The sequence below is a fragment of the Geotalea sp. SG265 genome, from assembly GCF_022808985.1.
Taxonomy (GTDB): domain Bacteria; phylum Desulfobacterota; class Desulfuromonadia; order Geobacterales; family Geobacteraceae; genus Geotalea.
On sequence record NZ_JAKZFT010000011.1, the window covers coordinates 93,037 to 119,236 of the forward strand.

Annotated in this window: 30 protein-coding genes and 3 tRNA genes; 25 read left to right on the forward strand and 8 right to left on the reverse strand. The window is 52.4% G+C overall.

Annotated features, from left to right (window positions below; translation table 11 throughout):
• The first annotated feature begins 240 nt into the window (after positions 1-240).
• From ML541_RS13380 to ML541_RS13395, 4 genes are all read left to right on the forward strand, one after another.
• Entirely contained in the window at positions 241-1,545 is a 1,305-nt protein-coding gene (locus ML541_RS13380) for an aminotransferase class I/II-fold pyridoxal phosphate-dependent enzyme (protein WP_243373590.1), read from the forward strand.
• Positions 1,546-1,643: 98 nt separating this feature from the next.
• Positions 1,644-2,324 (forward strand): spermidine synthase, encoded by a 681-nt coding sequence (locus ML541_RS13385; RefSeq protein WP_243373591.1) that lies wholly within the window; start codon positions 1,644-1,646, stop codon positions 2,322-2,324.
• 91 nt (positions 2,325-2,415) lie between these two features.
• Positions 2,416-2,694: a peptidylprolyl isomerase gene (locus ML541_RS13390; protein WP_243373592.1), complete on the forward strand. Its 279-nt coding sequence runs from the start codon at positions 2,416-2,418 to the stop codon at positions 2,692-2,694.
• 294 nt (positions 2,695-2,988) lie between these two features.
• Positions 2,989-3,825, forward strand: a complete 837-nt coding sequence (locus tag ML541_RS13395; RefSeq protein ID WP_243373593.1) for a hypothetical protein — start codon at positions 2,989-2,991, stop codon at positions 3,823-3,825.
• Between the two features lie 36 nt (positions 3,826-3,861).
• Here ML541_RS13395 and ML541_RS13400 read toward each other — a convergent pair whose 3' ends face one another.
• Positions 3,862-4,068, reverse strand: a complete 207-nt coding sequence (locus ML541_RS13400; protein ID WP_243373594.1) for a GSU3473 family protein — start codon at positions 4,066-4,068, stop codon at positions 3,862-3,864.
• A gap of 300 nt (positions 4,069-4,368) precedes the next feature.
• Here ML541_RS13400 and ML541_RS13405 point away from each other — a divergent pair, with 300 nt between their 5' ends.
• Positions 4,369-4,863, forward strand: a complete 495-nt coding sequence (locus ML541_RS13405; protein WP_243373595.1) for a YkgJ family cysteine cluster protein — start codon at positions 4,369-4,371, stop codon at positions 4,861-4,863.
• Here the strand turns inward: ML541_RS13405 and ML541_RS13410 are convergent.
• Positions 4,850-5,452, reverse strand: coding sequence for a hypothetical protein (locus ML541_RS13410; RefSeq protein WP_243373596.1), 603 nt, complete (start codon positions 5,450-5,452; stop codon positions 4,850-4,852). The two genes, ML541_RS13405 and ML541_RS13410, sit on opposite strands and share 14 nt — an antisense overlap.
• Before the next feature lie 309 nt (positions 5,453-5,761).
• Between ML541_RS13410 and ML541_RS13415 the strand changes: the two genes are divergently transcribed.
• Together ML541_RS13415 and ML541_RS13420 are read left to right on the forward strand one after the other, a co-directional pair.
• Positions 5,762-6,979: a glycosyltransferase gene (locus ML541_RS13415; RefSeq protein WP_243373598.1), complete on the forward strand. Its 1,218-nt coding sequence runs from the start codon at positions 5,762-5,764 to the stop codon at positions 6,977-6,979.
• A 62-nt stretch (positions 6,980-7,041) separates the two neighbouring features.
• Entirely contained in the window at positions 7,042-9,015 is a 1,974-nt protein-coding gene (locus tag ML541_RS13420; protein ID WP_243373601.1) for an AsmA family protein, read from the forward strand.
• A gap of 206 nt (positions 9,016-9,221) precedes the next feature.
• Here the strand turns inward: ML541_RS13420 and ML541_RS13425 are convergent, their stop codons facing one another.
• The gene (locus ML541_RS13425; protein WP_243373603.1) at positions 9,222-9,776 is read right to left on the reverse strand and encodes a recombinase family protein; all 555 of its coding nucleotides are present in this window, start codon (positions 9,774-9,776) and stop codon (positions 9,222-9,224) included.
• Between the two features lie 285 nt (positions 9,777-10,061).
• Here ML541_RS13425 and ML541_RS13430 point away from each other — a divergent pair, with 285 nt between their 5' ends.
• From ML541_RS13430 to ML541_RS13480, 11 genes are all read left to right on the forward strand, one after another.
• Positions 10,062-10,265, forward strand: a complete 204-nt coding sequence (locus ML541_RS13430) for a hypothetical protein (RefSeq protein ID WP_243373605.1) — start codon at positions 10,062-10,064, stop codon at positions 10,263-10,265.
• A 45-nt stretch (positions 10,266-10,310) separates the two neighbouring features.
• The gene (locus ML541_RS13435) at positions 10,311-10,886 is read left to right on the forward strand and encodes a hypothetical protein (protein ID WP_243373606.1); all 576 of its coding nucleotides are present in this window, start codon (positions 10,311-10,313) and stop codon (positions 10,884-10,886) included.
• A gap of 100 nt (positions 10,887-10,986) precedes the next feature.
• Entirely contained in the window at positions 10,987-11,238 is a 252-nt protein-coding gene (locus ML541_RS13440) for a hypothetical protein (RefSeq protein WP_243373608.1), read from the forward strand.
• 66 nt (positions 11,239-11,304) lie between these two features.
• Positions 11,305-11,541, forward strand: coding sequence for a hypothetical protein (locus ML541_RS13445; RefSeq protein WP_243373610.1), 237 nt, complete (start codon positions 11,305-11,307; stop codon positions 11,539-11,541).
• Between the two features lie 588 nt (positions 11,542-12,129).
• Positions 12,130-12,396, forward strand: coding sequence for a hypothetical protein (locus ML541_RS13450; protein WP_243373611.1), 267 nt, complete (start codon positions 12,130-12,132; stop codon positions 12,394-12,396).
• Positions 12,393-14,972: a DUF3987 domain-containing protein gene (locus tag ML541_RS13455; protein WP_243373612.1), complete on the forward strand. Its 2,580-nt coding sequence runs from the start codon at positions 12,393-12,395 to the stop codon at positions 14,970-14,972. The genes ML541_RS13450 and ML541_RS13455 overlap by 4 nt, the downstream gene beginning before the upstream one ends.
• A 224-nt stretch (positions 14,973-15,196) precedes the next feature.
• Positions 15,197-15,553 (forward strand): hypothetical protein, encoded by a 357-nt coding sequence (locus ML541_RS13460; RefSeq protein WP_243373613.1) that lies wholly within the window; start codon positions 15,197-15,199, stop codon positions 15,551-15,553.
• 415 nt (positions 15,554-15,968) lie between these two features.
• Positions 15,969-16,520, forward strand: a complete 552-nt coding sequence (locus ML541_RS13465; protein WP_243373614.1) for a hypothetical protein — start codon at positions 15,969-15,971, stop codon at positions 16,518-16,520.
• 50 nt (positions 16,521-16,570) lie between these two features.
• Entirely contained in the window at positions 16,571-17,533 is a 963-nt protein-coding gene (locus ML541_RS13470) for a hypothetical protein (RefSeq protein ID WP_243373615.1), read from the forward strand.
• An 8-nt stretch (positions 17,534-17,541) separates the two neighbouring features.
• The gene (locus ML541_RS13475; protein ID WP_243373616.1) at positions 17,542-17,889 is read left to right on the forward strand and encodes a hypothetical protein; all 348 of its coding nucleotides are present in this window, start codon (positions 17,542-17,544) and stop codon (positions 17,887-17,889) included.
• A gap of 245 nt (positions 17,890-18,134) precedes the next feature.
• On the forward strand, positions 18,135-18,458 hold the full coding sequence (locus ML541_RS13480) for a hypothetical protein (RefSeq protein ID WP_243373617.1): 324 nt from the start codon (positions 18,135-18,137) through the stop codon (positions 18,456-18,458).
• 18 nt (positions 18,459-18,476) lie between these two features.
• On the opposite strand, the gene ML541_RS13485 is transcribed toward ML541_RS13480, so the two are convergent.
• A complete protein-coding gene (locus ML541_RS13485; RefSeq protein WP_243373618.1) occupies positions 18,477-19,742 on the reverse strand; it encodes an integrase arm-type DNA-binding domain-containing protein in 1,266 nt (421 codons plus the stop codon).
• A gap of 181 nt (positions 19,743-19,923) precedes the next feature.
• A tRNA-Leu gene (locus ML541_RS13490) sits at positions 19,924-20,010 on the reverse strand.
• A gap of 109 nt (positions 20,011-20,119) precedes the next feature.
• Here ML541_RS13490 and ML541_RS13495 point away from each other — a divergent pair.
• A tRNA-Ala gene (locus tag ML541_RS13495) sits at positions 20,120-20,195 on the forward strand.
• A 132-nt stretch (positions 20,196-20,327) separates the two neighbouring features.
• On the opposite strand, the gene ML541_RS13500 is transcribed toward ML541_RS13495, so the two are convergent.
• The 3 genes from ML541_RS13500 to nadB all read right to left on the reverse strand — a co-directional run bounded on the left by ML541_RS13500 (position 20,328) and on the right by nadB (position 22,604).
• The gene (locus ML541_RS13500; protein WP_243373620.1) at positions 20,328-20,537 is read right to left on the reverse strand and encodes a hypothetical protein; all 210 of its coding nucleotides are present in this window, start codon (positions 20,535-20,537) and stop codon (positions 20,328-20,330) included.
• Entirely contained in the window at positions 20,531-20,818 is a 288-nt protein-coding gene (pheA, locus tag ML541_RS13505) for a chorismate mutase (RefSeq protein WP_243373622.1), read from the reverse strand. The genes ML541_RS13500 and pheA overlap by 7 nt, the downstream gene beginning before the upstream one ends.
• Before the next feature lie 190 nt (positions 20,819-21,008).
• On the reverse strand, positions 21,009-22,604 hold the full coding sequence (gene nadB, locus ML541_RS13510; RefSeq protein WP_243373624.1) for an L-aspartate oxidase: 1,596 nt from the start codon (positions 22,602-22,604) through the stop codon (positions 21,009-21,011).
• A 272-nt stretch (positions 22,605-22,876) separates the two neighbouring features.
• On the opposite strand from nadB, the gene ML541_RS13515 reads away from it, so the two are divergent.
• The 6 genes from ML541_RS13515 (at position 22,877) to ML541_RS13540 (ending at position 26,190) form a co-directional block, all read left to right on the forward strand.
• Entirely contained in the window at positions 22,877-23,473 is a 597-nt protein-coding gene (locus ML541_RS13515) for a lytic transglycosylase domain-containing protein (protein WP_243373626.1), read from the forward strand.
• Between the two features lie 9 nt (positions 23,474-23,482).
• Positions 23,483-24,070: a CDP-diacylglycerol--glycerol-3-phosphate 3-phosphatidyltransferase gene (pgsA, locus tag ML541_RS13520; protein WP_243373628.1), complete on the forward strand. Its 588-nt coding sequence runs from the start codon at positions 23,483-23,485 to the stop codon at positions 24,068-24,070.
• Positions 24,071-24,166: 96 nt separating this feature from the next.
• A tRNA-Cys gene (locus ML541_RS13525) sits at positions 24,167-24,241 on the forward strand.
• A 111-nt stretch (positions 24,242-24,352) separates the two neighbouring features.
• On the forward strand, positions 24,353-24,721 hold the full coding sequence (queD, locus tag ML541_RS13530; protein WP_243373630.1) for a 6-carboxytetrahydropterin synthase QueD: 369 nt from the start codon (positions 24,353-24,355) through the stop codon (positions 24,719-24,721).
• A complete protein-coding gene (locus ML541_RS13535) occupies positions 24,714-25,463 on the forward strand; it encodes a 7-carboxy-7-deazaguanine synthase QueE (RefSeq protein ID WP_243373632.1) in 750 nt (249 codons plus the stop codon). The genes queD and ML541_RS13535 overlap by 8 nt, the downstream gene beginning before the upstream one ends.
• Positions 25,464-25,470: 7 nt before the next feature.
• Entirely contained in the window at positions 25,471-26,190 is a 720-nt protein-coding gene (locus ML541_RS13540) for a creatininase family protein (protein WP_243373634.1), read from the forward strand.
• Positions 26,191-26,200: the final 10 nt, after the last annotated feature.

The following is a 26,200-nucleotide window of genomic DNA, read 5'->3' on the forward strand; positions in this document are numbered from 1 at the left end:
AACTTTGGGTAAAAGTCAATGTAAATTTTATTTTTACTAAAATAATTTCGTATCGATAAATGAGGGGGCGCTGAGAAAAGTATTGTCCGGGTCGTAACAACTGTTGCAGGGATGAATTCTTTCGAGTATTATCCATGGGTCTGAGCGGCGGCATTTCATCTGCCCCCTGGCACCATTCAGGTTATCATTAATAAATCTCCCGATTTGCCGTAGATCATTTCAAATACCCGGAGGAAAATCATGAACCCATTAGCAACAGAACTGAACAACCAGCTTGCCCAGCACAGTCCCCATGTCCTTGAAATGCTTTCGGACCTGGGTAAAAACCTCTTTTTCCCCAAAGGAATTCTGACCCAGTCGGCAGAAGCCAAGGAAAAGGCCAACAAATTCAACGCAACTATCGGCATTGCCACGGAAAACGGCGGCCCGATGTTTCTGCAGTGCATCCAGGACAAGCTTTCCGCCTTCGATCCCAAGGATATTTACCCCTATGCCCCCCCTGCCGGAAAACCGGAACTGCGCTCCCTATGGCGTGAAAAGATGCTGCGGGAAAATCCCAGCCAGCGCGGCAAGCACTTCAGCAATCCCATTGTCACCAATGCGCTTACCCACGGTCTTTCCATCGTTGCCGATATGTTCATCAACAAGGGTGATCACCTGATCCTTCCCGACATGCTCTGGGGCAACTACAACCTGACCTTCGGCACCTGCTGCGGCGCCATCGTTCAGAAATATCCGACCTTCACCGTCGCCGGCGGCTATGATGTGGATGCCTTCAGAACGGTGCTCAAGAACACCGCCGAAGAAAAGGGCAAGGCAGTGGTACTGCTCAACTTCCCCAACAATCCGAGCGGCTATACCCCGACGGTTGCCGAAGGGGATGCCATCGTCGCCGCCATCAAAGAGGTAGCAGAGGCGGGATGCAACGTGGTGGCAATCACCGACGACGCCTATTTCGGGCTTTTCTACGAAGACAGCCTTAAAGAGTCCCTGTTCGGCAAGCTGGCCAACCTCCATCCCCGCATCCTGGCCATCAAGCTGGACGGTGCGACCAAAGAGGAGTTCGTCTGGGGCTTCCGTACCGGCTTCGTCACCTTCGCCGACGGCAACAGCTACGAAAACGCGCCGGTCATGACCGCCCTGGAGAAAAAGGCCATGGGCATCATCCGCGCCCGTATCTCCAATTGTCCGCACCCCTCCCAGACCTTCGTCATTGAAGCGCTGCGCTCTCCCGATTTCCTCAAACAGAAGGAAGAGAAACTGCAGATAATGAAGGGTCGTGCTCTCAAAACCAAGGAAGTCCTCAACAGCGGCAAGTACGACAAGGCCTGGACCTACTATCCATTCAATTCCGGCTACTTCATGTGCCTGAAACTGAAAACGGTGGAAGCGGAAAAGCTGCGCGTCCACCTGCTGGACAAATACGGCGTCGGTGCCATCTCCACGAGCAAGACTGACCTGCGCATCGCCTTTTCCTGCATCGCTGAGAAAGACATTCCCGAACTCTTCGACATCATTTACAAGGCAGTCGAGGACCTGGCTTAAACATAGCCGCTGCAATGTAATCCCCCCGAAAACCCCGTCTTTCCCGGCGGGGTTTTTCATTTCAGGTGGATCGGGCTGCTCCCACGGAGAGATATGACATGGCACTACCCTGGACAATCATAGACACGGTTACCATTGAAGAAGGAGAACTGCAGCTTCGCCGGCGGGGAGACGATTTCCTCATCACTGTAGGCGGCCTCGTGCTCATGAACAGCAGGGCCAATCGGTCGGAGCTTGCCCTCGGGCGGTTGGCCTGCGCTCACCTGCAAACCTGTTCGGCTCCCCGTGTCCTAGTGGGAGGGCTGGGTATGGGCTGTACTCTGAGGGCAGTTCTCGATACTCTGCCGGCAGGAGCCCGGGTTGTGGTGGCCGAATTGAACCCGGTGATTCTCGAATGGTGCCGAGGGCCGCTGGCGCCGCTCACGGACGGGGCGGTCAATGACCCGCGGGTGACGGTGGAGATAGCCGATGTGGCCCAGGTGATTCGCAGATCCAGGATCGGCAGCGGCGAAGAAGGTTTCGATGCCATCGTCCTGGACCTTTACAGGGGGCCCCATCATCGCACCAACAAGCGCGACGATCCCCTCTACGGTAGCAAGGCCGTCGAGCACGCCCGTCTTGCCCTGAAAGACAATGGTATCTTTGCCGTCTGGGGGGAAAACTATGATGCCGGGTTCGATCAGCGACTCAGGGACGGCGGTTTTTCGGTAAAAAACGAGCGGCCGGGAAGGGGAGGGCTGCGCCATGTGGTGTTCGTTGCCAGGAAACTAAATGCCTGAACATCTGCCTAACTCCCACACAAGAATCCAAAAATCTCCCGGAGCCTCTGTTTAAGTGCTCAGGGTAAATCCATATCGCAAGGAGTTGACCATGCCATGTGCAAATGCCCGCCATATCCTGGTGGACACGGAAGAAGAATGTCAGCAGCTTAAGAAGCAGATCGAGGAAGGTGCCGATTTCGGTGAAGTGGCCAAGCTCAATTCCGCCTGTCCTTCAAGGATGCGCGGCGGCGACCTGGGTACCTTCGCCCAAGGGCAGATGGTTCCGGAATTCGATCAGGTGGTATTTTCCGGTGAACTGAACAAGGTGCTGGGACCGGTGCAGACCCAGTTCGGCTACCACCTGATCGAGATTACCAAACGCTGGTAAGTCAGGTACTCTCTCATCTCCATCCGTGATGAAAACCCCCACCATGTGCAGAACGCAGAGATCTGTTTGTAGATACTTACCTATGTATGCGACTAAGTAATTAGATGGGTAGTGTGGGGCAAGGGATGGACAGAATTGCTGGGGGGCTCAATGGCCCTACGGAATTGGTCCATACGAGCGTGTTTTGTGTTTCATATTATCCTCAACGGATGGCCGTGCAAAAAGATAAAAATGCGTTAAGCTTGTCGCTGAACAGATGCATCTATTAAACAAGTCCAGTAAAAGGAGAAACCCATGCCTCGCACTGTCCGATCCATCGTCCTCGCAGCGATCCTGACTGCTGTTGCCTTGCCTGCTGTTGCTGCCGAGATATCCAGTACCGCTCTTAAGGCTAAAATGAAGCAGATGATGGAACAAAATCCCCAGTTGAGGCAGGAGTTGATGAGTAATCCCAACCACCGGCTTGCCATGGCCTATCGCCACAACCTGCTTAATTTTGCCGTCGCCCTGGATAATATAGCACGGAACAACGAAACCACTCCAGGTGAAGTTGTCCGCACGGCGGTAAAAGAAATGAGGCGCAGTGCCGATCTCCTGGAAAAGCAGCATAATGAAGTGCTGTCCGCCCTGCCTGCAGAAAAGAAAGCGGCACTGCAGGATGTGCCGAAGCTGATGCAGCAGCACTTGGCAGATATGCGTAAGCATTTGGACCGCCTGGACGAAATCGCCAAGGGGGACCGGGTACCATCCTCTGAAGTGCGCCAGGAACTGACGTTCATCACGGAAGGGTGCAGGATGGACGGGATGCACGGAGCCATGATGCCTGGGGGACACGGCAAAGGAATGCTCTCCATGATGATGCAGGGTAACGGTGAAATGAATGCTGAGCTCCAGGACCTGGTGAATCGAATGAATGAAGCGCCTGATGATCAAAAGCTGGGAATTATGTCACAGATCATCACCAGGCTGGTCGAGCAGCAAACGGAGATGGGCGGGGCATCCATGGAAATGTTGCCCCATGGCTCACACCCGATGATGCAGCATCCCCAAATGAATTACGGTAATCCTCCGGCTGGGACAGACGATGACACCAACATGGATATGGATGAGGTGATGGACGAGATGGAGTAAGCCGAAAAGTGATGAATGAGGGGGCCGCCGGCTCCCTCATTCCAGGTAGATGTCGTAGGCACGCTGGCCGGGCCCCTGGATGGGCTTCAATTTCCTCCTGATGGCGGCCTTACCTATATACACCCACCCCTCAGATCTCTCAAAGGCGATGATTTCCCGCAGTTCTATCAGCTCTTTGAGCAGGGATGGCGGAACCTGCTCAATCGCCCCGTCAATGAATCGAACCGTTACCATTCTGGCCATATCCCCTCCCGGATCAGAGCCTAAAATTAAATGAATATAATTTTAGATCTTATTTTTACCAATGCAATGGCATGAATAAAATTTTCTCTCGCAAAAACAGGTGTTTCCCATGGCGGATTGGATGAGAAAAGAGGTGAAAGAATTTGTCGGGGAGCAGGTGAAACTGGCCCTCAGTTCCAGTGGAACCGAAGGCGTTGTGCAGATGATGGGCACCATTGCGGCATGGCTGGAAGCCCGAGTAAAGGAAGCTCTTGCTGAAAACCATTGTACCACCATCGCTTGCGGCCCAGGCTGTCCCCATTGCTGTGGCTTACTGTTTCTGTCCTTTTTCCCGAAGCAATGGTCATTGCCCGCCACCTGCAGCGCACTGGCCGGGCGGACATGCTACCGGTCCTCAAGGATTTCGTCGCGCGGATCAGATGGATGGAAGATGGGGAACGGGCATGGCGTGGGATTTTCTGCCCATTTCTGGATCAAGCAGGGGCGTGTTCCATCCACCCGGTTCGGCCGTTGCTCTGCCGCAGCATAACATCAACCGATCCGGCTTCCTGTAGAGCGGCCCTCAATCAGACGGAAGAATCGGAAGCGCCCCTGGTGATAATGAATATGGTGCAGAAACAGATTGTGGAAAGCATTTTCATTCAGTTGGCCACGAGCCTGCAAGAAGCAGGCAGAGACTCAAGGAGCGTTGAGCTGGCCAGTGCCGTCTCTGCCATCATCGAGCAACCGGGCCTGGAAGAGGATTTCGCCAGGGGGGGGCCAGGTGGATATATGGAACGGATCAGAAATAACTGACCGTTAATAACGGTGCAACGGTTTTCTCGTCGATCTCAACGAGACCTGCTGCCTTAGTTAGAGATCGCAACCGCAGTTGAAGAGCGCTAAGCCTTTGCCGTTGTGCTTCTGCCATCAAGGGTGTGATATCAATGGCAACGTCTTTGCCAATGTCGTTGAGATTGAGTGGTGGCTGAAATGAGGTGCTCAGAATCGGGGGCTGAAAGAAGTTACCTTCCAGCAGTTTTTGCGGATCATAGTTTACCAGGTCGATTTGTACCGGTATGGTTCCTGTCGGACCGAGGAATGTGATGTTATTGATGAAAATGCTGAGTGTTGCAGATTGAATGACTGCGTTGACCGGTATTGTGTCCAATGAAAAATCAAGAAAGCCACGGGTTTCAGAAACGGCTACAGGATCAATTCCGACGAAAACATTGTCGGCACCTTGAGTGATGGAGGTGGTGGTGGAGCTAACCTCGATGTCCCCATCGAATGCCTGATTGCTCAATATGTCGGTGGTAAACAACTGTGGCTCGTTGCGGTGGTCCCCGCAACCGGCGGTAATCGTCAGCAAAAGTAGCAGGATTGCCATCACTAATTTCTTCATCGTTCCCTCCCCGGTGAAAAACAAAACTTTCCTTAAACATACCAGAAGAATCGCAAAACAGAAGCTGCTTTGAGAGGAACAGTCTGCTGCTTTTTCAATTACTAAACCAACACATTAAAAATTAGATTCCAAATAACCGAAAGTACATAATTTAGATCTTTGCCCTTATTAGCACGCCTACTTACCGGCTTATCCGTGCGGAGAATGAAATCTGCTATTACTGCTGGGACGGTGCAAGAGAAATTATTCGTCTTATACTTTCAGTATGTGGTGCATCCCACCCAATTGGATTGTTGGTGCGGGGCAGACATGGAATTCCACAAAATCGCCAATATCCATGATTATGAACCGCTGATCGGCAGTGAAGCTGTTGATCGCATTCTCAGCAAGGCCCATCGCCTCAACGATCTGCACATCGTTCACATTAATTCCACGTTTTATGGCGGGGGGGTCTCGGAGATTCTTTCTTCCCTCACGCTCCTCATGAACCGGCTCGGCATCAAGACCGGCTGGCGCGTGATCTCGGGCTCGCCCGACTTCTTTGCCATCACCAAAAAGATGCATAACGCCCTGCAGGGGGGCGAGTATCATTTCACGCGTAGAAAGGTCCAGGTGTTCGAGGAGGTTATCCACGAAAACGCCATCAGAATGCACCTGAATCATGACTTGGTCGTTGTCCACGACCCGCAGCCTTTGCCGATCGTGGCACATAACCGGAAGCGGGGCCCTTGGATATGGCGCTGCCATCTTCAACTGAGCAATCCCCATCCCCAGCTGTGGGAATATCTGCAGAGCTACATCCAGATGTACGACGCTGTCATCATGTCGCTGCCCGAATACCGGCAGGAACTGAGCACGCCACAGGTATTCTTCATGCCTGCCATCGATCCCTTTTCCCAGAAGAATAGAGAGTTGAGCGATCCCGAAATGGATGAACGCCTCAGCCACTACGACATCCCGGTGGATCTGCCCCTCGTTGTCCAGATTTCACGGTTCGACCGCTGGAAGGATCCGGAAGGGGTGATCGAGGCATTCAGGATTGCCAGAAGGGAAGTGCCATGTACCCTGGTACTTTTGGGAAGCATGGCGACCGACGACCCCGAAGGGGCGCAGATATACGAGTCGCTGCTAAAGTGCCAGGAAGAGCGCTTGCTGATTCTCAGTTCCCAGGATTCCGCACTGGCGAACGCCCTGCAGAGGCGGGCCGCCGTCGTATTGCAGAAATCCCTGCAGGAGGGATTCGGTCTGACGGTGGCCGAAGCGATGCTGAAAGGAACACCGGTGATCGGTGGACGGGTGGGGGGCATTGTGCACCAGATCGACGATGGGGTGAATGGCTTTCTCGTAAGTTCGCCACAGGAAACGGCAGAGCGTATCGTGCTGCTCCTGAAGGATGACCGGTTGCGGGAAGCAATGGGGAAAAAGGCACGGGAGAAGGTACTGCAGAACTTCCTACTTTCCCGCCTGGCGGAGCAGTACCTGGACCTTTATGCCTCCTTTCGCAGCAATTTCAGCCTTATCCTGTAACGGGACCGGCTCATCGTCAAAAACGAGTACAGAGTGAGTAATGGACCCTGAAGGGGGGAGCCATGAACAAGACGCTCAAGATAACAGGCATTGTCGTTGCTGCAATAGTTGTGTTTTTCACCATTGTTGCCGTTCTGGTCAAAGTGCTCGTCAGTCCGGCCGGGGTGAGAAAAACGGTGCTGCCCATGGTCGAAAAAAAGCTGCAACGGCAGGTCCGGTTGGGGGATGTTCAGGTGAGTGTCTTCTCGGGTATTGTCCTTAAGAACCTGACGGTACTGGAAAAAGACGGTGTTGAGCCGTTCGTCCAGGCGGGGCTGGTAAAGCTGAAGTACCGGTTCTGGCCCCTCTTGTCGGGGAGGGTGGTGGTAAACCAGATACTGCTCGATTCTCCGGCAATAAAAGTGATTCGTCTGCCGGACGGGACTTTCAACTATTCTGATATCCTAGCCAAGAAGGAGCAGGCAGCCCCGCAGGCAAAACCTGAGAAAGGGGAGATCAACCTGCTGGTATCGCAGGTTGCACTGACCGGCGGGAAAATACGCTACGAAGATCGCAAAACAAACGGTCGGCCCTTTATCTATGAGATTACCGGTGTCGAAATCGATGCCAAGGATATAGCCATGGATCGGCAATTTCCCTTTACTGTAAAAGCAACCGTTCCGGGGGCAAAGCTGGAAATGGGCGGAAACGCCGCAGATGTGGGGAAAAAGCCAGCAATGAACGCAGTCGTCACCATCAAGGCTGCCGACCTGGGGAAGCTGGTGGCGGGGCTGCCGCCACAGCTGGCGGCAAAAACCAGCGCTCTCGCCCCTTCGGGGGAGGTGAATGTACGGTTGCATCTGGCTGGCCCGGTTTCGGCACCGAAAGAACTGCTAAAGGACGGAGAAGTGAAATTGACCAAGGTGGCTGTTACGGCTTCCGGCCAGCGTCCGGTTCTCTCAGGGACCCTTGCACTGAAGGGGAGAGAGCTTTCTTCCCGTGACCTGGTGCTTGTCATGGGCAGCAACACGCTAAAGCTAGCATTCACTGTTGCGGACCTGCTCGGCAAGCCCTTGTCCCTTACCAGTTCCGTGAGCGCGGACCGTTTCGATCTGGACCCGTTTCTGAGAAAGAGCCCGAAGAAGGCAGGCGCCGCAGAGGAAAAGCCTGAACCGGGGCCGATGAATCTTCCGGTACGTGCCGTGGGATCGATACAATTGGGACAGACTTCGTTAAAGGGGCTGCCGGTCACCGGGCTGTCGGTCAAATACCGGCTTGCAGAGAACGTTCTCAGCATTGACGAATTGAAAGGAAATGTGGCTGGAGGGTCTTTCAACGACACGGCCCGCATCGATCTCGGGCGGAAGGGTTTTGCCTATACAACGGCATTGTCGGTCGCCGGCGTAAAAGCTGAAACTCTCGTGACGGCATTGGCCCCTAAGCCTGCCGGAACGGTTTTCGGCACCCTTTCCTTCAAGGGACAGGTCTCAGGCATGGGAACGCAGATGGCGGCCATGAAGAAAAACATCAGCGGGCAGGGAAACTATGAAATTTCCCAGGGAAAACTGACAGGCCCCGGTCTTGTTCAAAGCCTGGCGCAGTTCCTGGGCATAGAGCAATTGCGGGTAATCAATTTCGAAAAATTTAACGGCAGTTTCAGGGTCAGCCATGGCAAAATTATGATCGACAGCACCATCGCCGGGCGAGACGTGCAGATGGCGCCAAAAGGAACGGCGGGACTGGATAAGAGTCTAGATATTTCCCTGCAAACCCGTATCGCCCCCCAGCTGACCGGCAGGATAACGGGTGGACGCCTGGGGCGGTTCGTTACCGATGACAAAGGGTGGGGCATTTTGCCGCTCAAAGTAACGGGGAACTTTTCCGCGCCGAAATTCGCTCTGGATGTTTCGGCTGTCCGTGAACAGTTGAAACAGAAAGGGAAGGAACAGCTCGAACGAACCATCAGGGAAAAGCTTCTCAAAGGAAAGGAAGGAGAACGCCAACCTCCGGAAAAAGAACTTCTTGAAAAGGGCCTCCGGGGAATCCTCGGCAAATAAAGAGTATCTTCCATGGAAAGGCCCATCGGTCATCGGTATGGCGAATGAAAAAAGGCCTCATGGCGAAAAACCATGGGGCCTTGTCTTTCTCTGGTGCGGAGGCCGGGGTCGAATAACACCAGCAACATATTGTTTTTGCATTATATTACTTACTATATTCCCAAATAGAACCCCCAAAACTACACCCAAGGTGGTCAATCGCCGCGTTACTCAGCAAGATACTGATACAGAGTTTCCCGGCTGATGCCCATATCACGGGCTATCTTTGCCTTCTTTTCGTTGTTGGCCACCCTCGTCTTGATTTCAGCAATCTTTTCTGCGGTCATTGAGCGCTTCCGCCCCTTATATGCGCCGGCCTGCTTGGCAATTGCTATTCCTTCCATCTGGCGTTCCTTGATAAGTGCCCTTTCGAATTCTGCGAAAGCTCCCATCACCGAAAGCAGCAGGTTTGACATGGGAGAATCTTCGCCGGTGAAGGTGAGGTTTTCCTTGATGAACTGAACTGCAATGCCTCGGCCTGTAAGGTCTTTGACGATTTTTCTAAGGTCGTCAAGGTTGCGTGCCAGGCGGTCAAGGCTGTGAACTATAACCGTATCACCTTCCCTGACGAACTGAAGCATAGCCGCCAATTCTGGCCGGTTCGTGTCCTTTCCTGAAACCTTTTCCAGAAACGTCTTATCTACCTGTACTCCGTCAAGCTGCCTGTCAGTGTTCTGATCTACACTGGAAACCCTCACATATCCAATTCTCTGCCCTTTCATATATGCCCCCTGACTTTTGCTTAACTGTCAGAATAGAGTCTATGACTTAAAAAGAAATGTGTCAAGTAATTTTATTTATGATTTAAAATTGACACTTTCCGGCATCTTTATTTTTGTCAGCCAAGGGTATACCTAAACCTGACATTACCAATTCAGGAAAACAATAATTTTACAAAGGCTGTTCATCATCATGATGATGAACAAAATCAATATGTTACACAATTTTTTGTTTTGACATTGGGTTTTTCTTGCAGTAGTCTCTTCCGAAAAACCAGGGAGGCAACCATGCAAGATGTAAGCTTGGAACTATTGAGGGCTGGGGCTTATTCGGATTTTCTTCGAGACGAGATAAACAACCTACCCTCAAATGAACTTGGCCGGTTCATTATGACTAAAGAACAGGTAGCGGCTTTCGGCTGGATGCTTACAGACATCGGCTGTGCTATTCATTGCGTAGTGAAGGAGGTTGAAAATGAGGAAGGAAAATGAAGCGTCTCCTTTTCTGAACGATGTTGACCTGGAAGGGGTAAAGCAATGAGTGATGGACTTGTGCAGAATTATGGAAGTTGCAGCACACCCGGTATCCTGGACACGCACGAGGTCGCGGGGTTCATGACAAACGATGAAATTTACCGTCAGCTTGTTTTGTGTAACTCATACACACGGATGGGGGTAATCCTCAACATGGTAAAGCAAATTGGGCCGGGTGAACTATGGCTCCGCATTCTGGGGGAGAACTGGACCGGTTGTGACAACATCTTTGATTACCAAGCGATATTAAAGCACTTGCTGCCTAAGTCAGGGCCCGTTACTGAGATGATGACGGCTGAAGAACTGGCCGTCTATGAGTTACTACCTGAAACGGTAACGATCTACCGGGGATGTGGCAAGAAAAACAGAAAAGGCGCTTCCTGGAGTCTAATTAAAGATGTTGCCGCCAAATTTCCTTTTCTGAAAAGATACGTAGTTCCGTGCCCCATGCTCATCACGGCAACTGTGCAGAAATGTCAAATTATGGCGGTAAAACTTGATCGTAATGAATCAGAAATCATCACCTTTAGTCCCAGGATTGTGAAATCTGAACAGTTAAACTCATCCCACTCACCATAATCACAAGCATTATTCTGACTAAAGAACAGGTAGAGGCTTTCGGACCGGATGCTTACAGACATTGGCTGTGCTATTCATTGCGTAGTGAGGGAGGTTGGAAATGACGAAGGAAAATGAAACGTCTCCTTTTCTGAACGATGTTGACCTGGAAGAGGTAGTTGCCCGTCTGGCTGTTCTGAGCAATGCCCTGGGCTATATCCGTGATGGGGTGGGCCTACTGAAGCACCCCCTTGATTATTCCCAGGCTTACGGCTTACATAGCCTTGCTGGTGAAGTCTATGTTGACCTTCACAAAGCCGTGTACGGCATGACCCCAGCAGAAAAGGCTGAGGCGGACCGCCTGATAAAGTAGGGACCACGCAAGAGCACTATAGCAGGCACCTTGTGGATGAAGCTATCAATGTTAAAGGAGGAGCTTATGGAGCAACAATGGAACAGGCTTGAGGTTGATTTAGTAGAGGTTGCCGATGTGCTTGGGATGGTTCATGATACGTTGGTCTATTCGGTCGATCCTTCGCAAGCCGAGGTAAACCGGTGTGCAGCAGCGGTATCCCTTGCCATCTCTAGGCTGAATATTACGACAGGCAGGGTAGCCAGTCTAGTACGTGAATACGGTAAAGTCAACCGCCCGTCTGCCACTCTGGCGGAGGTGTAAGCCTGTTCCAGTCTCGTCTGTGATAATGGGCCATAGGCTTGCGATACGTGCCTATGCTTTGCTCTCTACCTGAATGTTTGAAATTCCTCCCCCTTAAGGGAATCCTCATCGTGAACGTGTAGCGATTCCCTACCTATTTTTTACTCCTCATTTTTTTTACATCCAAATAAAACTGAATAAAACCATATAAAACTGATTCAGAAAAATTCTGCAAATCTTATAAATAAGTTATTGACACTCAATTTATGTTGCACTACTGAAAGAACGAGGCCGTAAAAGGACAATACACGTCTCTAGAGGCTGTACTAGGACTTGGTAATTGAACTTGATACATATCCATCATCGGAAAGAAAGGATTATTACAATGGATGTAAGGCAAAAAGAAGAGATTTTATTGAAGCTACCTGACGTGATTGGAGATCGTAAACGTGGGATTACCGGTTATTTGCCAATGTCAAAAAGCCGGTGGTATGCGTTGATTCAAAAGGGAGTATGTCCACCCCCGTTAAAAATCGAGTCATGTAGAGGCTCCTACTGGAAATTATCGGACATACAGGCTCTTATCCAGGCAATGGAATAGGGGCAATCATGACCAGACTCGAAGACTTTAAGACTACAGATATAGAACTTGCAGCGGCCATAATGACCGCATCAAAAGCTAAGCCACTGGCTATTATCCCCGGTTTAGACCTTGTTGAATTTGTATTCCCAGACGATGAAACGACACAGGCCGTAATCAGGAAGTATGCAGCAGGCACCCTTTTTCAGGAAGTCCGTAGGCTGGCCGCACATCGGAAATGGCTTTACCGGCAAATAAAGGAGGTTGAAAAGAAAGGCCGTGAGGTGCGGCCATGACTATTGAGGAGCAGTTTTTGACCGCGATGCAGGCGGCAGGGCTTGAACCAGACTGCAGTATCGTGGCAGACGGGAAGCTTCACCGCTTCAGGGATCGACAGGACAAGGCCGGTTCACGGAACGGTTACTATACCCTTTTCAGTGACGGCATTCCTTCCGGTTCTTTTGGATCGTGGAAACTGGACATTAAAGAGACATGGAGCGCCACACCTGAAAAAGCCATGACCATTGAGCAGCGCAAACAATGGCGGGAACGAATAGCCCGTGCCCGTGAAGAGAGAGAAAAGGCAGAAGAGGAGCAGCGCGCCGAGTGCAGGAAATGGTGCGGCAAGACTTGTAAAACAGCCAAAGACGCAACCGATGATCACCCATATCTCCAAAGGAAAGGCGTTCACTCCTATGGCCTGAAATGTCTCAGAAATTCCCTCATAATCCCAGTCAAGGACATGGCCGGAACGATTCACGGGGTACAGTTCATCCGGCCGGACGGCGACAGGAAGTTTAAGGCCGGCAGCGCCAAGACCGGGCATTTCTTCACTATTGGTAAGGCGAAGGATAACACCGTTATTGTCTGTGAAGGGTACGCAACCGGCGCGAGTATCCACCAGGCAACAGGACGTTGTGTGATAGTCGCTTTCGATGTCAGGAACTTGCAGCCAGTTGCCGAGGTAATAAGAGCCGCACGCCCTGAAATCAAGATCATCATTGCAGCAGATAACGATGCATGGAAAAAGGAAAAGCAAGAAGACGGAACCTTTATCTACCTTGACGCGAAACCGGAAGAAAACACCGGCATTATCGATGCAACCAAAGCAGCCTGCGCCGTGGGGGGGTATCTTGCAAAACCTACCTTTCAGGATACCACCAACAGGCCGACTGACTTCAATGATTTACACCTGGCTGAAGGGCTTGGCCGTGTTAAAGAGTATATTGAAGCAGCACAGCCTGTACCTCCCCCTTCCTCTCCCAATAATATCCCCCCAGACGCCAAAATTGAAAGCCCTGCAGAAAAATCGTCTACAGACAAGGCCCCAGCGGAAACCGGGCATGATGAACCGCCGGCAGACAACCAGGTTGCCCCCGCTGATACCTGGGATGCTCCCCTGCTTTTCGGGGAGATCGACACGCCGGAGATACCGGCCCACCTCCTGCCGGGATACCTGGGAGAATTCTGCCAGGCTGTTTCTGACGCCACCCAGACGCCGCCGGGGCTTGCCGTCATGTTCGCCCTGGCCGCGGTCGCCGCTTGTCTGGCCAAGCGCTTTGAGGTGTCACCCTATGGAGAAGAATATTTTGAACCGGTAAACGTCTGGACTGTGACGGCCCTGGATCCTGGAAATAGAAAGACCGCCGTGAAGACCGCTATCACCGCGCCGTTGACAGAATGGGAACAGGAGGAGGCCGCCAGACTCAGACCGGATATAAAGCGAATCAAGCACCAGCGGGAGATAAACCAGAAGGCTATTGACCAGATAAAGGCCCGTGCTGCCAAGGCCGACACCAGCGCCGCCGGGCGCGATGAACTGCTTAAGGAGATCACCGAAATTGAGGAAGACACGCCGGATGAACTGATAGCCCCTCGACTATGGACGGATGACACCACCCCTGAGCGCCTTCAGTCACTTCTCCTCGATCATGGTGAGCGTATGGCGCTCTTATCCGATGAATCAGGGGTATTCGAGGTCATGGGTGGACTTTACAGCGGCGGCAAAGCAAATCTTAACGTATTCCTTCAAGGACATGCCGGTTCTTCGGTCCGTGTTGATCGGCAAGGGCGGACTGTCATGCTTCACAGACCGGCGTTAACTTTCGGCCTCACAGTGCAGCCGGATGTAATTGCCGATCTGGGGAAAGGAAACAAGACGTGCTTCCGTGGGAACGGTACTCTTGCCAGATTCCTTTACTGCCTGCCAAAGAGCAGGATAGGTACCAGGGACGTGACGCAGCGGGTGGTAATAGCGAAAGAGGTGAAAGAGGCGTACCGCGCCGGGATCATGAATTTGCTGGCCATAGAACCTGACCTTGACAGCAAGGGAAAAGAAAAGGCGCGGATACTGATCTTGGACACGGGGGCACTGGAAGCCTGGCACCAGTTCAGCCAGTATATTGAGGATCGGCAGGGACCGGACGGGGAATTCTACAGCTTCCAGGACTGGACGAGCAAGCTCCCTGGCGCAGCCCTTCGGATTGCCGGATTGTTTCATGTTGTGGAGCATGGCGCCGAAGTTTCCACCATCAACGCTCAGACCATCGAGCGAGCCCTTGACTTGTGTGAGCTCCTTATCACACATGCCCAGACTGCTTTCGAAACCATGGGGAGTGAACCGGCGCAAAACGATGCGCAGATTGTGCTTCGGTGGATCATCGCCACCGGGAAACCATCATTCCGGCAGAACGAAGCGATAAAGAGCATGCGCCAGTTCAGGACTGTCGACCGCCTGGAGAAGGCTCTTAAAATCCTCACCGCTCGAAACATCATTAGCGAGCCATTCAAACGGAACAGCGGCGGCAGGCCCTCAGTGCTGTACGCCGTAAACCCGGCAATACTTCATCCGGCGCAAGTAAAGGCAGGTTAGCAATGTGAGGGGAGGGGATATTATTCCTTTCCCCTTTTTCCCTTTCGTACCTTTTGTACCCGACTACAAGGAAGGGCAGATACAGAAAATGGCTTTTGTACCATCGTGAAGGGCTTTTGTGTAAATGCAGGGTACAAAAGAGTATGTGAAAAATCAGAGAGTTACAGGGTAAAAAAGGCTTTTGTACCATTTGTACCTTTTGTACCCGGTAGGGAAATAAGGAAATGGGATGGAGAGAAACGAAGTTGGCCGGTTCATCGTCGGCAACAAATTACCAGGCTGAGGGGAAGGACCGCCAAGCAGATCATAGGGATATACCGTTTAATGCTGAAGATCATCAGCGAGCGATTGACAACCTGTTGGCGAAAATGAGGCAGCATGACCCTGGCGGTAGTTGCTGGCAATGGGTGTTGAAGAACCTGCACGGTAAATGGCGACAGTTGATGACCGCCCTGCATGAGATAGACGCGGCGTTTGAGCGGCAACGTGATGACCAGTTTCAGCAGGAAATTCGTCGGGCTGGTCAACTGTACCGTGAATGTGTCTCTGGCTGGAGACGTGCAGCAAAAACCAGAAAGTAAAAAGTACGAAAACCCCAACAAAACCCAACATCTTCAAGGGATTACGTGCGCGAATATATATAAATAATGAAAATAAAAATCATTATTATTTATATAAGCTACAAAATTCACAAAAGGGTGACAAAAGGGCGACGGAATCGGAAGCTTTAACGAAGGTACCGCTGAGATAGTCAATAAATTTGGCGGGAAGGAGGGATCTGCTACATGAATACGACATAACTAAGGCGGGTACAAAAGGCATAAAAGGTACAAAAGCCCTTTTTGCTCTGCAACCCCTTAATTTTAAAGAATAACTTTTGCCCCCTTGATGGGTACAAAAGTACGAGGCCAAGGTACAAAACCCTGCTGTATAGAAAATAGCCGTCTGTGGGCAGGGTACAAAAGGTACAAAACATCATTGAAAAGGAGAATCACGATGAAGACAGCGGAAGAATGCACCAAGAGCCGGAAACAACTGGTGGACGCAATGAACTGGCTGGACAACCGCAGACGAAATGCGGGAGAACGGATTGCGGAGATAGAGGCAGGCTATCCGCAGCTTCTTGTCCTCGTTGCCGAAGGTGAACGGGAGGAGAGGGAGCTTGACGACCTGCAGGCGGAGCTGACCAGGTTGCGTGGAATAGTTGCTGAACCTATCGACAAGGCGAAGGCGCTTATCACCGGCAAGGTGAAGGTGGTAGACGAAAGCCTGCAGAAGATCCGATCTATTCAGAGCAGCCGCAATGAAGACCTTGAGTTCCGCAAGTTCTTCAACGAAATCTTGCGGAAGGGGCAATGTAGCGTAAGTGAAGAAGAGCGCTTGCGCAACATGGCGGGGGCTGCACGCAAAGCCTTGATTGACCGCTTGTTCGCTGAGATGGGCGAATACCACTTTAGGGCAGCCGGTCCCGGCGCTGTACGGTTTGAAGATGTGGTAACCATCCAGCCTTTTTCGGAAGAGCCTGATACCGGTGTCATCATGGCTTAGCCCGAGTTCACAACGATTGCCGCATAGCAAAAATAACAAAGGAGATCATCATGACCCCTCAAGAACTGTCGGCGGACATCTACGCAAAAGTGAAGGAACTGCAGAACGAAGTACAGGAAGCCATGCAGCGCATGGAAAACATCGCCTCTCTCCCCTATCTGTCGTGGTTCAATTTCTCTCAGACTCCGACCTTTGAACCGCAGAGGGCGGGGGTAATCTCCATTGCCGACCTGCCGAAGCTGAAACAGGCGCTTCTCAATATCGACCTGTCCAATGACAGCCTGGAAAAGTACCGCTCACACATCTGGCAGGGGGCCGACCTGGACACCCTGCAAAACAAGCTCATGGAGTATGTGCAGACCAGTGGCGTAGGGATTGAACAGGCGGTACAGGATGCCATTTTCAACCAGGGGCGGGAACGTGATCTACAGGCTATGCGTGATGCCATGGACCTTGCCGGGGCGAGGACCGGGGCAAAGGGGTGCCGCTACCCCACATCCATGACCAAGGCCCTGCAGCGGGAAGTGCTCACCACATACCAGAACAACAAGAACGACCTAAACCGGGAAATCGTCAAGACCATTGCCGACCTGGCGCAGAAGAACGTACAGCTTTCCATTCAGGCCGGGATATCCATAGAGCAGTTGCACTCGGACTTTGCAATCAAGTTCTCGGCGCTCTCCCTGGACAATTCGCGGCTGATCATCGAGAAATTCAGGGTAGAGCAAGAGGCATACATTGCCGAGTTCGAGGGGACGCTACGGGGGATTCTCGCCAACCTGGAAGTGGAGAAGGTGAACGGCACATTGGAATTAGGCTATCAGGAAAATCTACGGCAGAAATGGCAGATTGAAGCAAATATCTTGCTGGAGAAAGGCAAAGCGCAGATACAGCAGGCAGAGCAGGCTAATGTAGTAAAAATTGAGGCGGCTAAGACCGTTGCCGCCACGGCTATGGGAACCATGACCAGTCTGAGCAGTAACGCCGTTTCAGTCATTCAAGAAAGGAAGTGAGGGAGACCATGGAGAAGATAAGCAAAGAATGGATTTACGCGCTGCAGGCATACGAACGTTTACCGGAAGCAGAAAAGGCCACACCAAAGGGGTTAAAATTGATGGTTGATGCCCATCGCCACAGCCCGGAAGAACTGAAAAAGCAGATGAGGCCGGGGCTGTTTGCCCTGATCAATGAATTTTGCGCCTATCTTCCCAAACCCACCCATTGCGACGGTGAAGGTTATACGGTGCATACTACTGAAGACATTGCCAGGATTACCGGGCTTACGGTGGATGACACGCAATTTCTGCTTGATGAAGTGGCGCAGGCTTTCCCGGATGATGTTGTTAAGGAAGTTCACCGGGTGCATTGAGGGGAAGCAACTGGACCCACTTGCATGGCCCTCGTGACGAGGTGCTGCTCGCGGGGATCGTGTACGTGTCCGGTCCTGCTCTTTGCCCCAATAGGCACAATAGCTTTGAATTGACACAACCTAATTCTGTCAGTACATTGAAATCTGAGCCTTGTTGTGGGAATGCCTCCTTGGGCAATTGGAGCCCTCTGGACTGCGCCCATTCAAGGCTCTTTTCTTCATGCTGCTAAATGGGGGAGTGCCTAATGCTGACGCCGAAAACGATGGATGAAATGACGCAGGTAATGAGCCATCAGGTAGCGAAAGCGCTTGGCCCCGAGGGGATGAAACAACTCCTGGCAATGAAGGATGAGTTGCCCCTTGATCGAGCGATAGAACTTCTGCAGATGTGGCTGAGCAGTAACCCCAGAAAGTTCAAGTTGCTGACCGAAACGGGGCAACTGGTGCCGATGTTGCGGGACCAGGGGCCGGCACTGCGAAAAGTGCAGGAGATGGAAACTGACCAGTATTGGAGCTATCTTCCCGCGAGCGAAAAAATGGAGATGTGCGGTCTCCAGCGCTCACTGTAGATAAATTCAGGCAGCCACTCAGGCGGTCTTAGACCGTATTGGAATGACCTTTGCCCCTGCCTTCAGGCCATCAAGATAATCAGCCCAAGTCTGCATCATCTTTCGGCGCTCGGCAAGGTGGGCAGTCCTGTTATATGCTCTGCCATTGGGGTCCTTTACTGCATGTGCTAGTTGATGCTCTATGAAATCAGGCCGGACCTGAAGAACTTCATCAAGGATCGTCCGCGCCATCGCTCTAAAGCCATGCCCTGTTATCTCAGCCTTTTCAAATCCCAGGCGTCGCAATCCTGCATTGACAGCATTTTCGCTCATGCAGCGAAGGGGCGAACGGTGGCAGGGAAACACGTACTTGCTGTGCCCGGTAATCGGGTGCAAAGCTTTTAAAATAGCAACAGCCTGCAGAGGGAGAGGAACCAGGTGCGGCTGCTTCATTTTCATCTTCTCGCCGGGGATATTCCATTCTTCGGCTTCAAAATCAATTTCGGCCCATTCCGCGTGCCGGAGTTCCCCAGGACGAACAAAAAGCAAAGGGGCAAGCTGCATGGCACACTTGACGACGAATGACCCTTGAAAGCCGTCTATGGCTCTCAGAAGAGGTGCGACGTCTTTCGGGTCTGTCGGTGCCGCCATGTGCCCATATTTCACAGGTGGCAATGCTCCCCGCAGGTCCGCAGCCGGGTCCCGTTCAGCTTTGCCGGTAGCTATGGCATAACGGAAGGCATTGCTGCAATGGTTTCTTACCCGGTGTGCAGTGTCCAGTGCTCCCCTCGATTCCATCCTGCGGAGAACTACGAGCAATTCAGGCGCCTTGATTTCAGACACAGGTCTTGATCCTAAATATGGGAAAACTTCTTTTTCCAATCGATCAAGAATGGTGGCCGCGTGGACTTGTGACCAGGTCGCCTTGTATTTGGTGTGCCACTCAAGGGCCACCTGTTGAAAAGAATTAGCGGCAGTCTCATTCCTTGCTTCTTTTTGAGACTTCTTCAGTTCTCCAGGATCCACACCATTGGTTAGAAGTCTCTTCGCCTCATCCCGACGTTGCCTTGCATCCGCAAGGGTGACAGCGGGATAGGCACCAAGAGAAAGTAGCTTCTCTTTTCCGGCAAAACGGTACTTCATCCGCCACAGCTTTGACACAGGTAAAGCTTTACCGGCCTTGTCAAACTTCTGCCGGCCGACAAGGAGGTACAAGCCGCCACCATCAAACAAGGTAGTGTCTTTTCCCTGAGGCTTTGCATTCTTCACCTGAACGTCCGAAAGAGGCACAATCTTCTTAGGCATTGGTTTTCCCTCCTTGTTTGGGTATATGAGGATCTCAGGTAGGTATATTTACACCTACCGCTATACCCAAAACCAATGGATTTCACTATACCCAAAAGGACATTAATGGACAATGCAAAAAGAAAAAGCCCTGATTTCTCAGGGCTTCATGGACTGCTTGAAACTTCTGTGGATTACTAGATGGTGCCGGAGGCCGGGGTCGAACCGGCATGGGATTGCTCCCGCTGGATTTTGAGTCCAGTGCGTCTACCAATTTCACCACTCCGGCTGAAATGGTCCGTGGATTATAGCCAATGAGCATCTGGCGGTCAAGAAGAAAAAATGAAAAAAAGTGTTGACACCAAAAAGGGGCTCTGGTATAAAAAGGATTCTTGAATGGGGCTGTAGCTCAGTTGGGAGAGCGCTTGAATGGCATTCAAGAGGTCGACAGTTCGATCCTGTTCAGCTCCACCAAAAACTTAGGGGTTTATGCGCAAGCATAAACCCTTTTCGTTTATCCTGACAGAGATAAGAAAACAGAAGGGGCGGTGGAATTTTCCACAGCCCCTTCTATTTGCGTAGTCTACGGTTATTCAGCAACCGGCATCATTCTTCCTTGTTGATCCTGATGACCTGCAGCACCCCCGGCATCGCTTCCAGCTCGACCGGCTCCAGTTTTTCCGTGTCACCGATGACGCCGATTATGACCCTGTTTGCTCCAGTTGACTGGTGAATATCGAAATTACGGCTGATCAGATATTCCTTGAGGTGCACCTGTGCAGCCTCATCGGCGTTCTTTTTCATTATTATCAGCATTCGTTACCCTCCTTACAACGTGTCATCAGCCTTTCCAGCCGGCGCGATTCGTCTATTACCCGCTCGAACAGCCTAACAATGGCCTGATCATCCAATGGCCCCGGATTTTGTTCCTGCATGCGCTGGAAAATCTTTTTCTCCCGGGAAGGATCATAGACAGGCAGCGCAAGCCCCTTTTTTATCTCGCCGATCTTCAGGGCCAGGCCTGCACGTTCGTTGAATATCCGCAGAAGCTCACTGTCCAGCCGGTCTATCTGTTCCCTGTAGTCGTCTATCTCCATGGAGCTCTCCGAGGATACTAACAGGTTGTTGGAAAACTATTGCGGACCCACAGAGCCTAAAGTGCCGATCTGCTGTGTTACCGCTTGCTCAAAACCTCAACGTACAAAGTGTACGCCTCGGCTTTTCGCTCGCATTGGCCTTGCAGCTCGGCAGCCTCTCGACGTTTTTCCAACAACCTGCTAAAGGCATTTAAAATTGTTTTTTGACAAAGGTATCTTTGTTCCAGTGAATGTCGTCCCGATCAGCATAGTCGATGTTGTAATGGAGCCCCCTGGACTCCTTGCGCTGCCGGGCGCATTTGACAATCAGTTCTGCCACAGTGGCAATGTTACGCAATTCGATGAGATCCGACGTGACGTTAAAGTTCCAGTAGTAGTCCTCGATCTCTTCCTGAATCAGCTTGATCCGGTGCATGGCCCGTTCCAGACGCTTGTCGGACCGCACGATCCCCACATAATTCCACATGAAGCGACGGATTTCGTCCCAGTTCTGGGAAACCACCACCATCTCGTCACTGCTGGTGGCAGTGCCCGAATCCCAGACCGGAATTTCTGGGAAGTGGTAATCGTTGGACTTCAGTTGTTGTACCGCATGGACATAGGCACGACCGGCATAAACGGCGGCTTCCAGCAGCGAGTTGCTGGCCAGGCGGTTGGCGCCGTGCAGGCCGGTGAATGCCACCTCACCGATGGCATAGAGATGCTGAATATCCGTTTCCGCGTTGGTGTCGACGGCAACTCCCCCGCATAGGTAATGGGCGGCCGGCACAACCGGCAGCCCTTGCTTGGTCATGTCCAGCCCATATTCCAGGCAGGTCTGATAGATGTTGGGGAAACGGTTCCTGACGTATTCCGGGTCTTTGTGGGTGATGTCGAGGAAGACGCAGTCGTCACCGTAGGTTTTCATTTCGTTGTCGATGGCCCGGGCGACGATGTCCCGCGGCGCCAGATCCTTCAGTTTGTGGTATTTCTCCATAAATGCGGTCCCGTCCCGGCGGCGCAGTATGGCACCTTCACCCCTGACCGCTTCCGATATGAGGAATGATTTTGCATTGGGATGGTAGAGGGTGGTGGGGTGGAACTGCATGAATTCCATGTTGGCGATGGTTGCCCCGGCACGGTAGGCCATGGCGACTCCGTCGCCGGTCGCCACATCGGGGTTGCAGGTATAGAGGTAGACTTTGCCAGCTCCACCAGTGGCCAGAAGAGTAATCTTTGCCTTGAAGGTTTTGACCGTGCCGCTGTCGATATCCAGCACATGGGCACCAATGCAGCGATTGGGCTTGACCCGCTTGCGCAGGATCTTCGATTCGGTCATCAGATCTATGGCAATGTGGTGCTCGTAAATGGTGATATTTTTGTTGGCCCTTGCTGCCGCCACCAAAGCCCGCTGGATCTCCCGGCCGGTGATGTCTTCGGCATGCAGGATGCGCCTCTGGCTGTGCCCCCCCTCCCGAGTCAGGTCATAGGCATCGCCGCTGGTGGTGAACTTGACCCCCCACTCGATGAGGCTGCTGATCACTGCCGGGCCTTCCTCGACGACCATTCTTACCACATCCTCGTGGCAGATGCCGGCACCGGCGACCAATGTGTCCTCAACATGGGCATCGAAGGTATCATCCTTGGACGATACGGTGGCAATCCCCCCCTGGGCGTAATTGGTGGCGGATTCGGAAATTTCTCTCTTGGTGACTATCGCTACCTTGCCATGGGCGGCTGCCTGGAGAGCAAAGGACAGGCCGGCAATACCACTGCCGATTACCAGAAAATCATTTTCAAGCTTCATGCTGATCTCCTCCCTTGTTCCGGCAGGACTGTTTTGCCGGAAACCCCCGGATTATTTACCCCCCCTGCCATGTTGTCAAGTATTTTAAGGTGTTAACCAAAGCAATTACCCATACATGAAGGCGTTGGAGCACATCGTAAAGATCCGCCCAAAAGTTTTAAACGGCTCTGAAACTTCGTTTTCAACTCCCTGTTAATGCTTGAATTATGGTTACGTATGTTCTATAAACATTAATGATGATTTGACTTGCTGTGGAAAGAGGGTGGAAATACATGAACAAACCGTCACTGTGGGGATGCGCCTTCCTTGTCGTTGCCTCCACAGCCATGCCGGTTTTTGCCGACATCTACAAATATGAAGACGCGGAAGGGGTGGTCCACTTCACCGACGCCCCCACGGACAAGCGCTTCAAGATCTTCATGCGGGACCTGAAGAAAGACAGGCAGCTGCGCACCACGTTCAGGCTTGGAGCCCTGGCCAGAAATCCACAGGAGTTCGAATCGATCATCAACGAATGCGCCCAGAAATATGGTGTGGATAAGGCACTGGTAAAAGCGGTCATTCATGCCGAATCGGGATATAATCCCTCCGCTGTCTCCTCCAAGGGGGCCCAGGGGCTGATGCAGCTCATGCCCAGAACGGCCCAGGACCTGAGGGTGGCCAACTCCCTCGATCCGGCCGACAACATCAAGGGGGGGGTCAGGTATCTCCGGTTTCTCCTGGACACCTTCAAAGGTGACGAAACTCTTGCTCTCGCCGCCTACAACTCAGGTCTGAGCAACGTGGCCAAATACCGCGGCATCCCTCCCTACCAGGAAACCCGCAATTACGTTTCAAAGGTCCTCAGCTACAAACGAAACTACCAATAAGGTTACCACATGGCTGCCGCAAACCCGATACTGAATCTGCCCAACATCCTGACCCTGCTCCGCATTGCGGCCATTCCGCTCCTGGTGATACTGCTGTTGTCACCCTCCCGGGAAGCCGGCTTCTGGGCAGCCGCGCTCTTTGCCCTTGCTTCCATCACCGACTGGCTTGACGGCTACCTGGCCCGGCGCATGGGAATAGAAACAGTTTTCGGCAAATTCCTCGACCCCATTGCCGACAAGCTCATCGTCATGGCGGCGCTGATCATGCTGCTGCCGTACAATCGGGTTCCTGCCTGGATGGTGCTGGTCATCCTCGGCCGCGAAATCATTATCACCGGGCTCAGGGGAGTCGCTTCCACCGAAGGGCTCGTCATACCGGCAAGCAACCTGGGGAAATTCAAGACCATCTTCCAGATCGTGGCAATCCTGGGACTCTTGCTCCATTACGATTACCACTGGTTTTTCTCCGTAGATCTACCGATCCTTACCGTCAACATGCACAACATCGGCATGTTTTATCTCTGGATCGCCACCGTCATCACCATCTGGTCCGGCATTGATTACCTGGCCAAATTCTCCAGGGTCATCGCCCGCTGAGTTTTCATCTCCACTGATTGGAAATTTTTATTCGTTGACACCGCCCCCGAAACAATGTATAAGACGGACTTACTTTACGGAAGTACAGTAAAATAGGGCGGCGTAGCCAAGTGGTAAGGCAGAGGTCTGCAAAACCTTTATTCAGCGGTTCAAATCCGCTCGCCGCCTCCAGAAATTCAAGGGTCAGCCGAATCGGTTGGCCCTTTTTCGTTTGCCACCATGCTGGCAATCCCCGCCAAACCATGATAATATTCCCCGAAAATCGTTCAAAAGGATGGCGCCATGTATAGACTGAAAATCCAAACATCTTTTGCAGCAGCGCACTGCCTGATGCACTACCAGGGGGATTGTGAGAACCTCCACGGCCACAACTGGAAAGTGGAGGTAACTGTTGCTGCCAAGGAACTGGACAAGTCCGGGCTGGGAATCGACTTCAAGATTCTGAAAAGCGAGACCAATACGCTGCTCAAGACCCTTGACCACAAGTATCTCAACGAACTTCCCCCCTTCATGGAGAGTTCCCCTTCGTCGGAGAACATCGCCCGCTATCTCTTCCAGGAGTTGGCGAAGAAATTCAACAGCGACAATGTGACCCTTGCGGAAGTAACGGTCTGGGAATCGGACTTCGCCAGCGCCAGCTATTATGAGTAACGGCAGCGCCGACCTCGTCGAGGTCTTTTCCTCCATCCAGGGAGAAGGGCTTCTGGTGGGGCTCCGCCAGATATTTATCCGCTTCAGCGGCTGCAACCTCACCTGTCAGTACTGCGATACTCCCAGTGCTCCTGTGGACCTTTGCCAGATTGAGTCCACACCCGGTCGCCGGGACTTCATCCAGTTGGCCAATCCTGTCCCGACGGAGCGGTTGATCAGCCTCATCGGCGGCTGGCATCGTGGCTGGCCCGGAATTCATCATTCCATCAGCATCACCGGCGGGGAACCGCTTCTCTGCCACAAGCAGTTGCAGGAACTGCTCCCTGCACTGCGCCATCATCTCCCCATCTATCTGGAAACCAACGGCATCCTCCACCATGAACTGGCCGCTGTCATCGACCTCGTGGATTTCGTCAGCATGGATGTGAAGCTGCCTTCCACCTCCGGCTATACAGATGTCTGGGCCGCCCATGAGAGATTCCTCGCCATCGCTGCCCGAAAGAAAACCTGTGTCAAGGCAGTCGTTGGCACCGGCACGGAAGACTGGGAGATACACAAGACTGCCGAGCTCGTTGCCGCCGTTGACAGGAGCATTCCGCTCATCCTGCAACCCTATACGAACCAAGAGGGGAGGGTGGATCTCCCGGCGATCCGCATGCTGGAGATGCAGGAAACGGCCAGCCGCTATCTCCAGGAAGTGCGGGTCATTCCCCAGACCCATAAATTTATCGGACAACTGTAGGTGTTCTATGATTATGGAAACTATGACAATGGGAGATTTCGAAGAGGGGCTGAAGCGCACACGCACCGTCTACATCCCCTTCGGTTCCGTTGAAGAGCACGGCTATCATCTTCCCCTCTCAACCGATACCATCCAGGCATATGAGGTGGGGAAACGGGCTTCCGAGCAGATTCCACTTTTCGTCGCCCCTCCCATCCACTACGGCTGCTGCCGTTCCACGTCCCGCCATCCAGGCACAGTCTCCATCTCCACCGGGACGCTTAAATCTCTCCTCAAGGATATCGTCCGCTCTCTGCACTCCCATGGCCTGCAAAATTTCATCGTTCTCACCGGTCATGCTGGTGGGGCACACAGGATGGCCCTGCAGGATGCGGGAGAAGAGCTGATCGCCGAAATCCCTGACATCAGAATGGCCGTGGTTACCGAGTACGACCTGGCCAAGGACGAGGGGCGGGGTCTGATCGAAACCGCAGAGGACGCCCACGCCGGCGAAATCGAGACCTCACGTATCATGCACTCCCACCCGCAACTGGTCACCGGCACCGGCGAACGTGAATATCCATCCTTCCCGCCGGGCATCCTGGTGCGCAACAAGCGGAAATACTGGCAAAACGGCGTCTGGGGCGATCCCACCAAGGCCACCGCCGAAAAGGGGGCCAAGCTGGAAGCACTTGTGGCGGCCAAGGTGGTGGAGCTGGCAAGGGCTCTGGAAACACTGGAAGATTGAGCTTTGTATA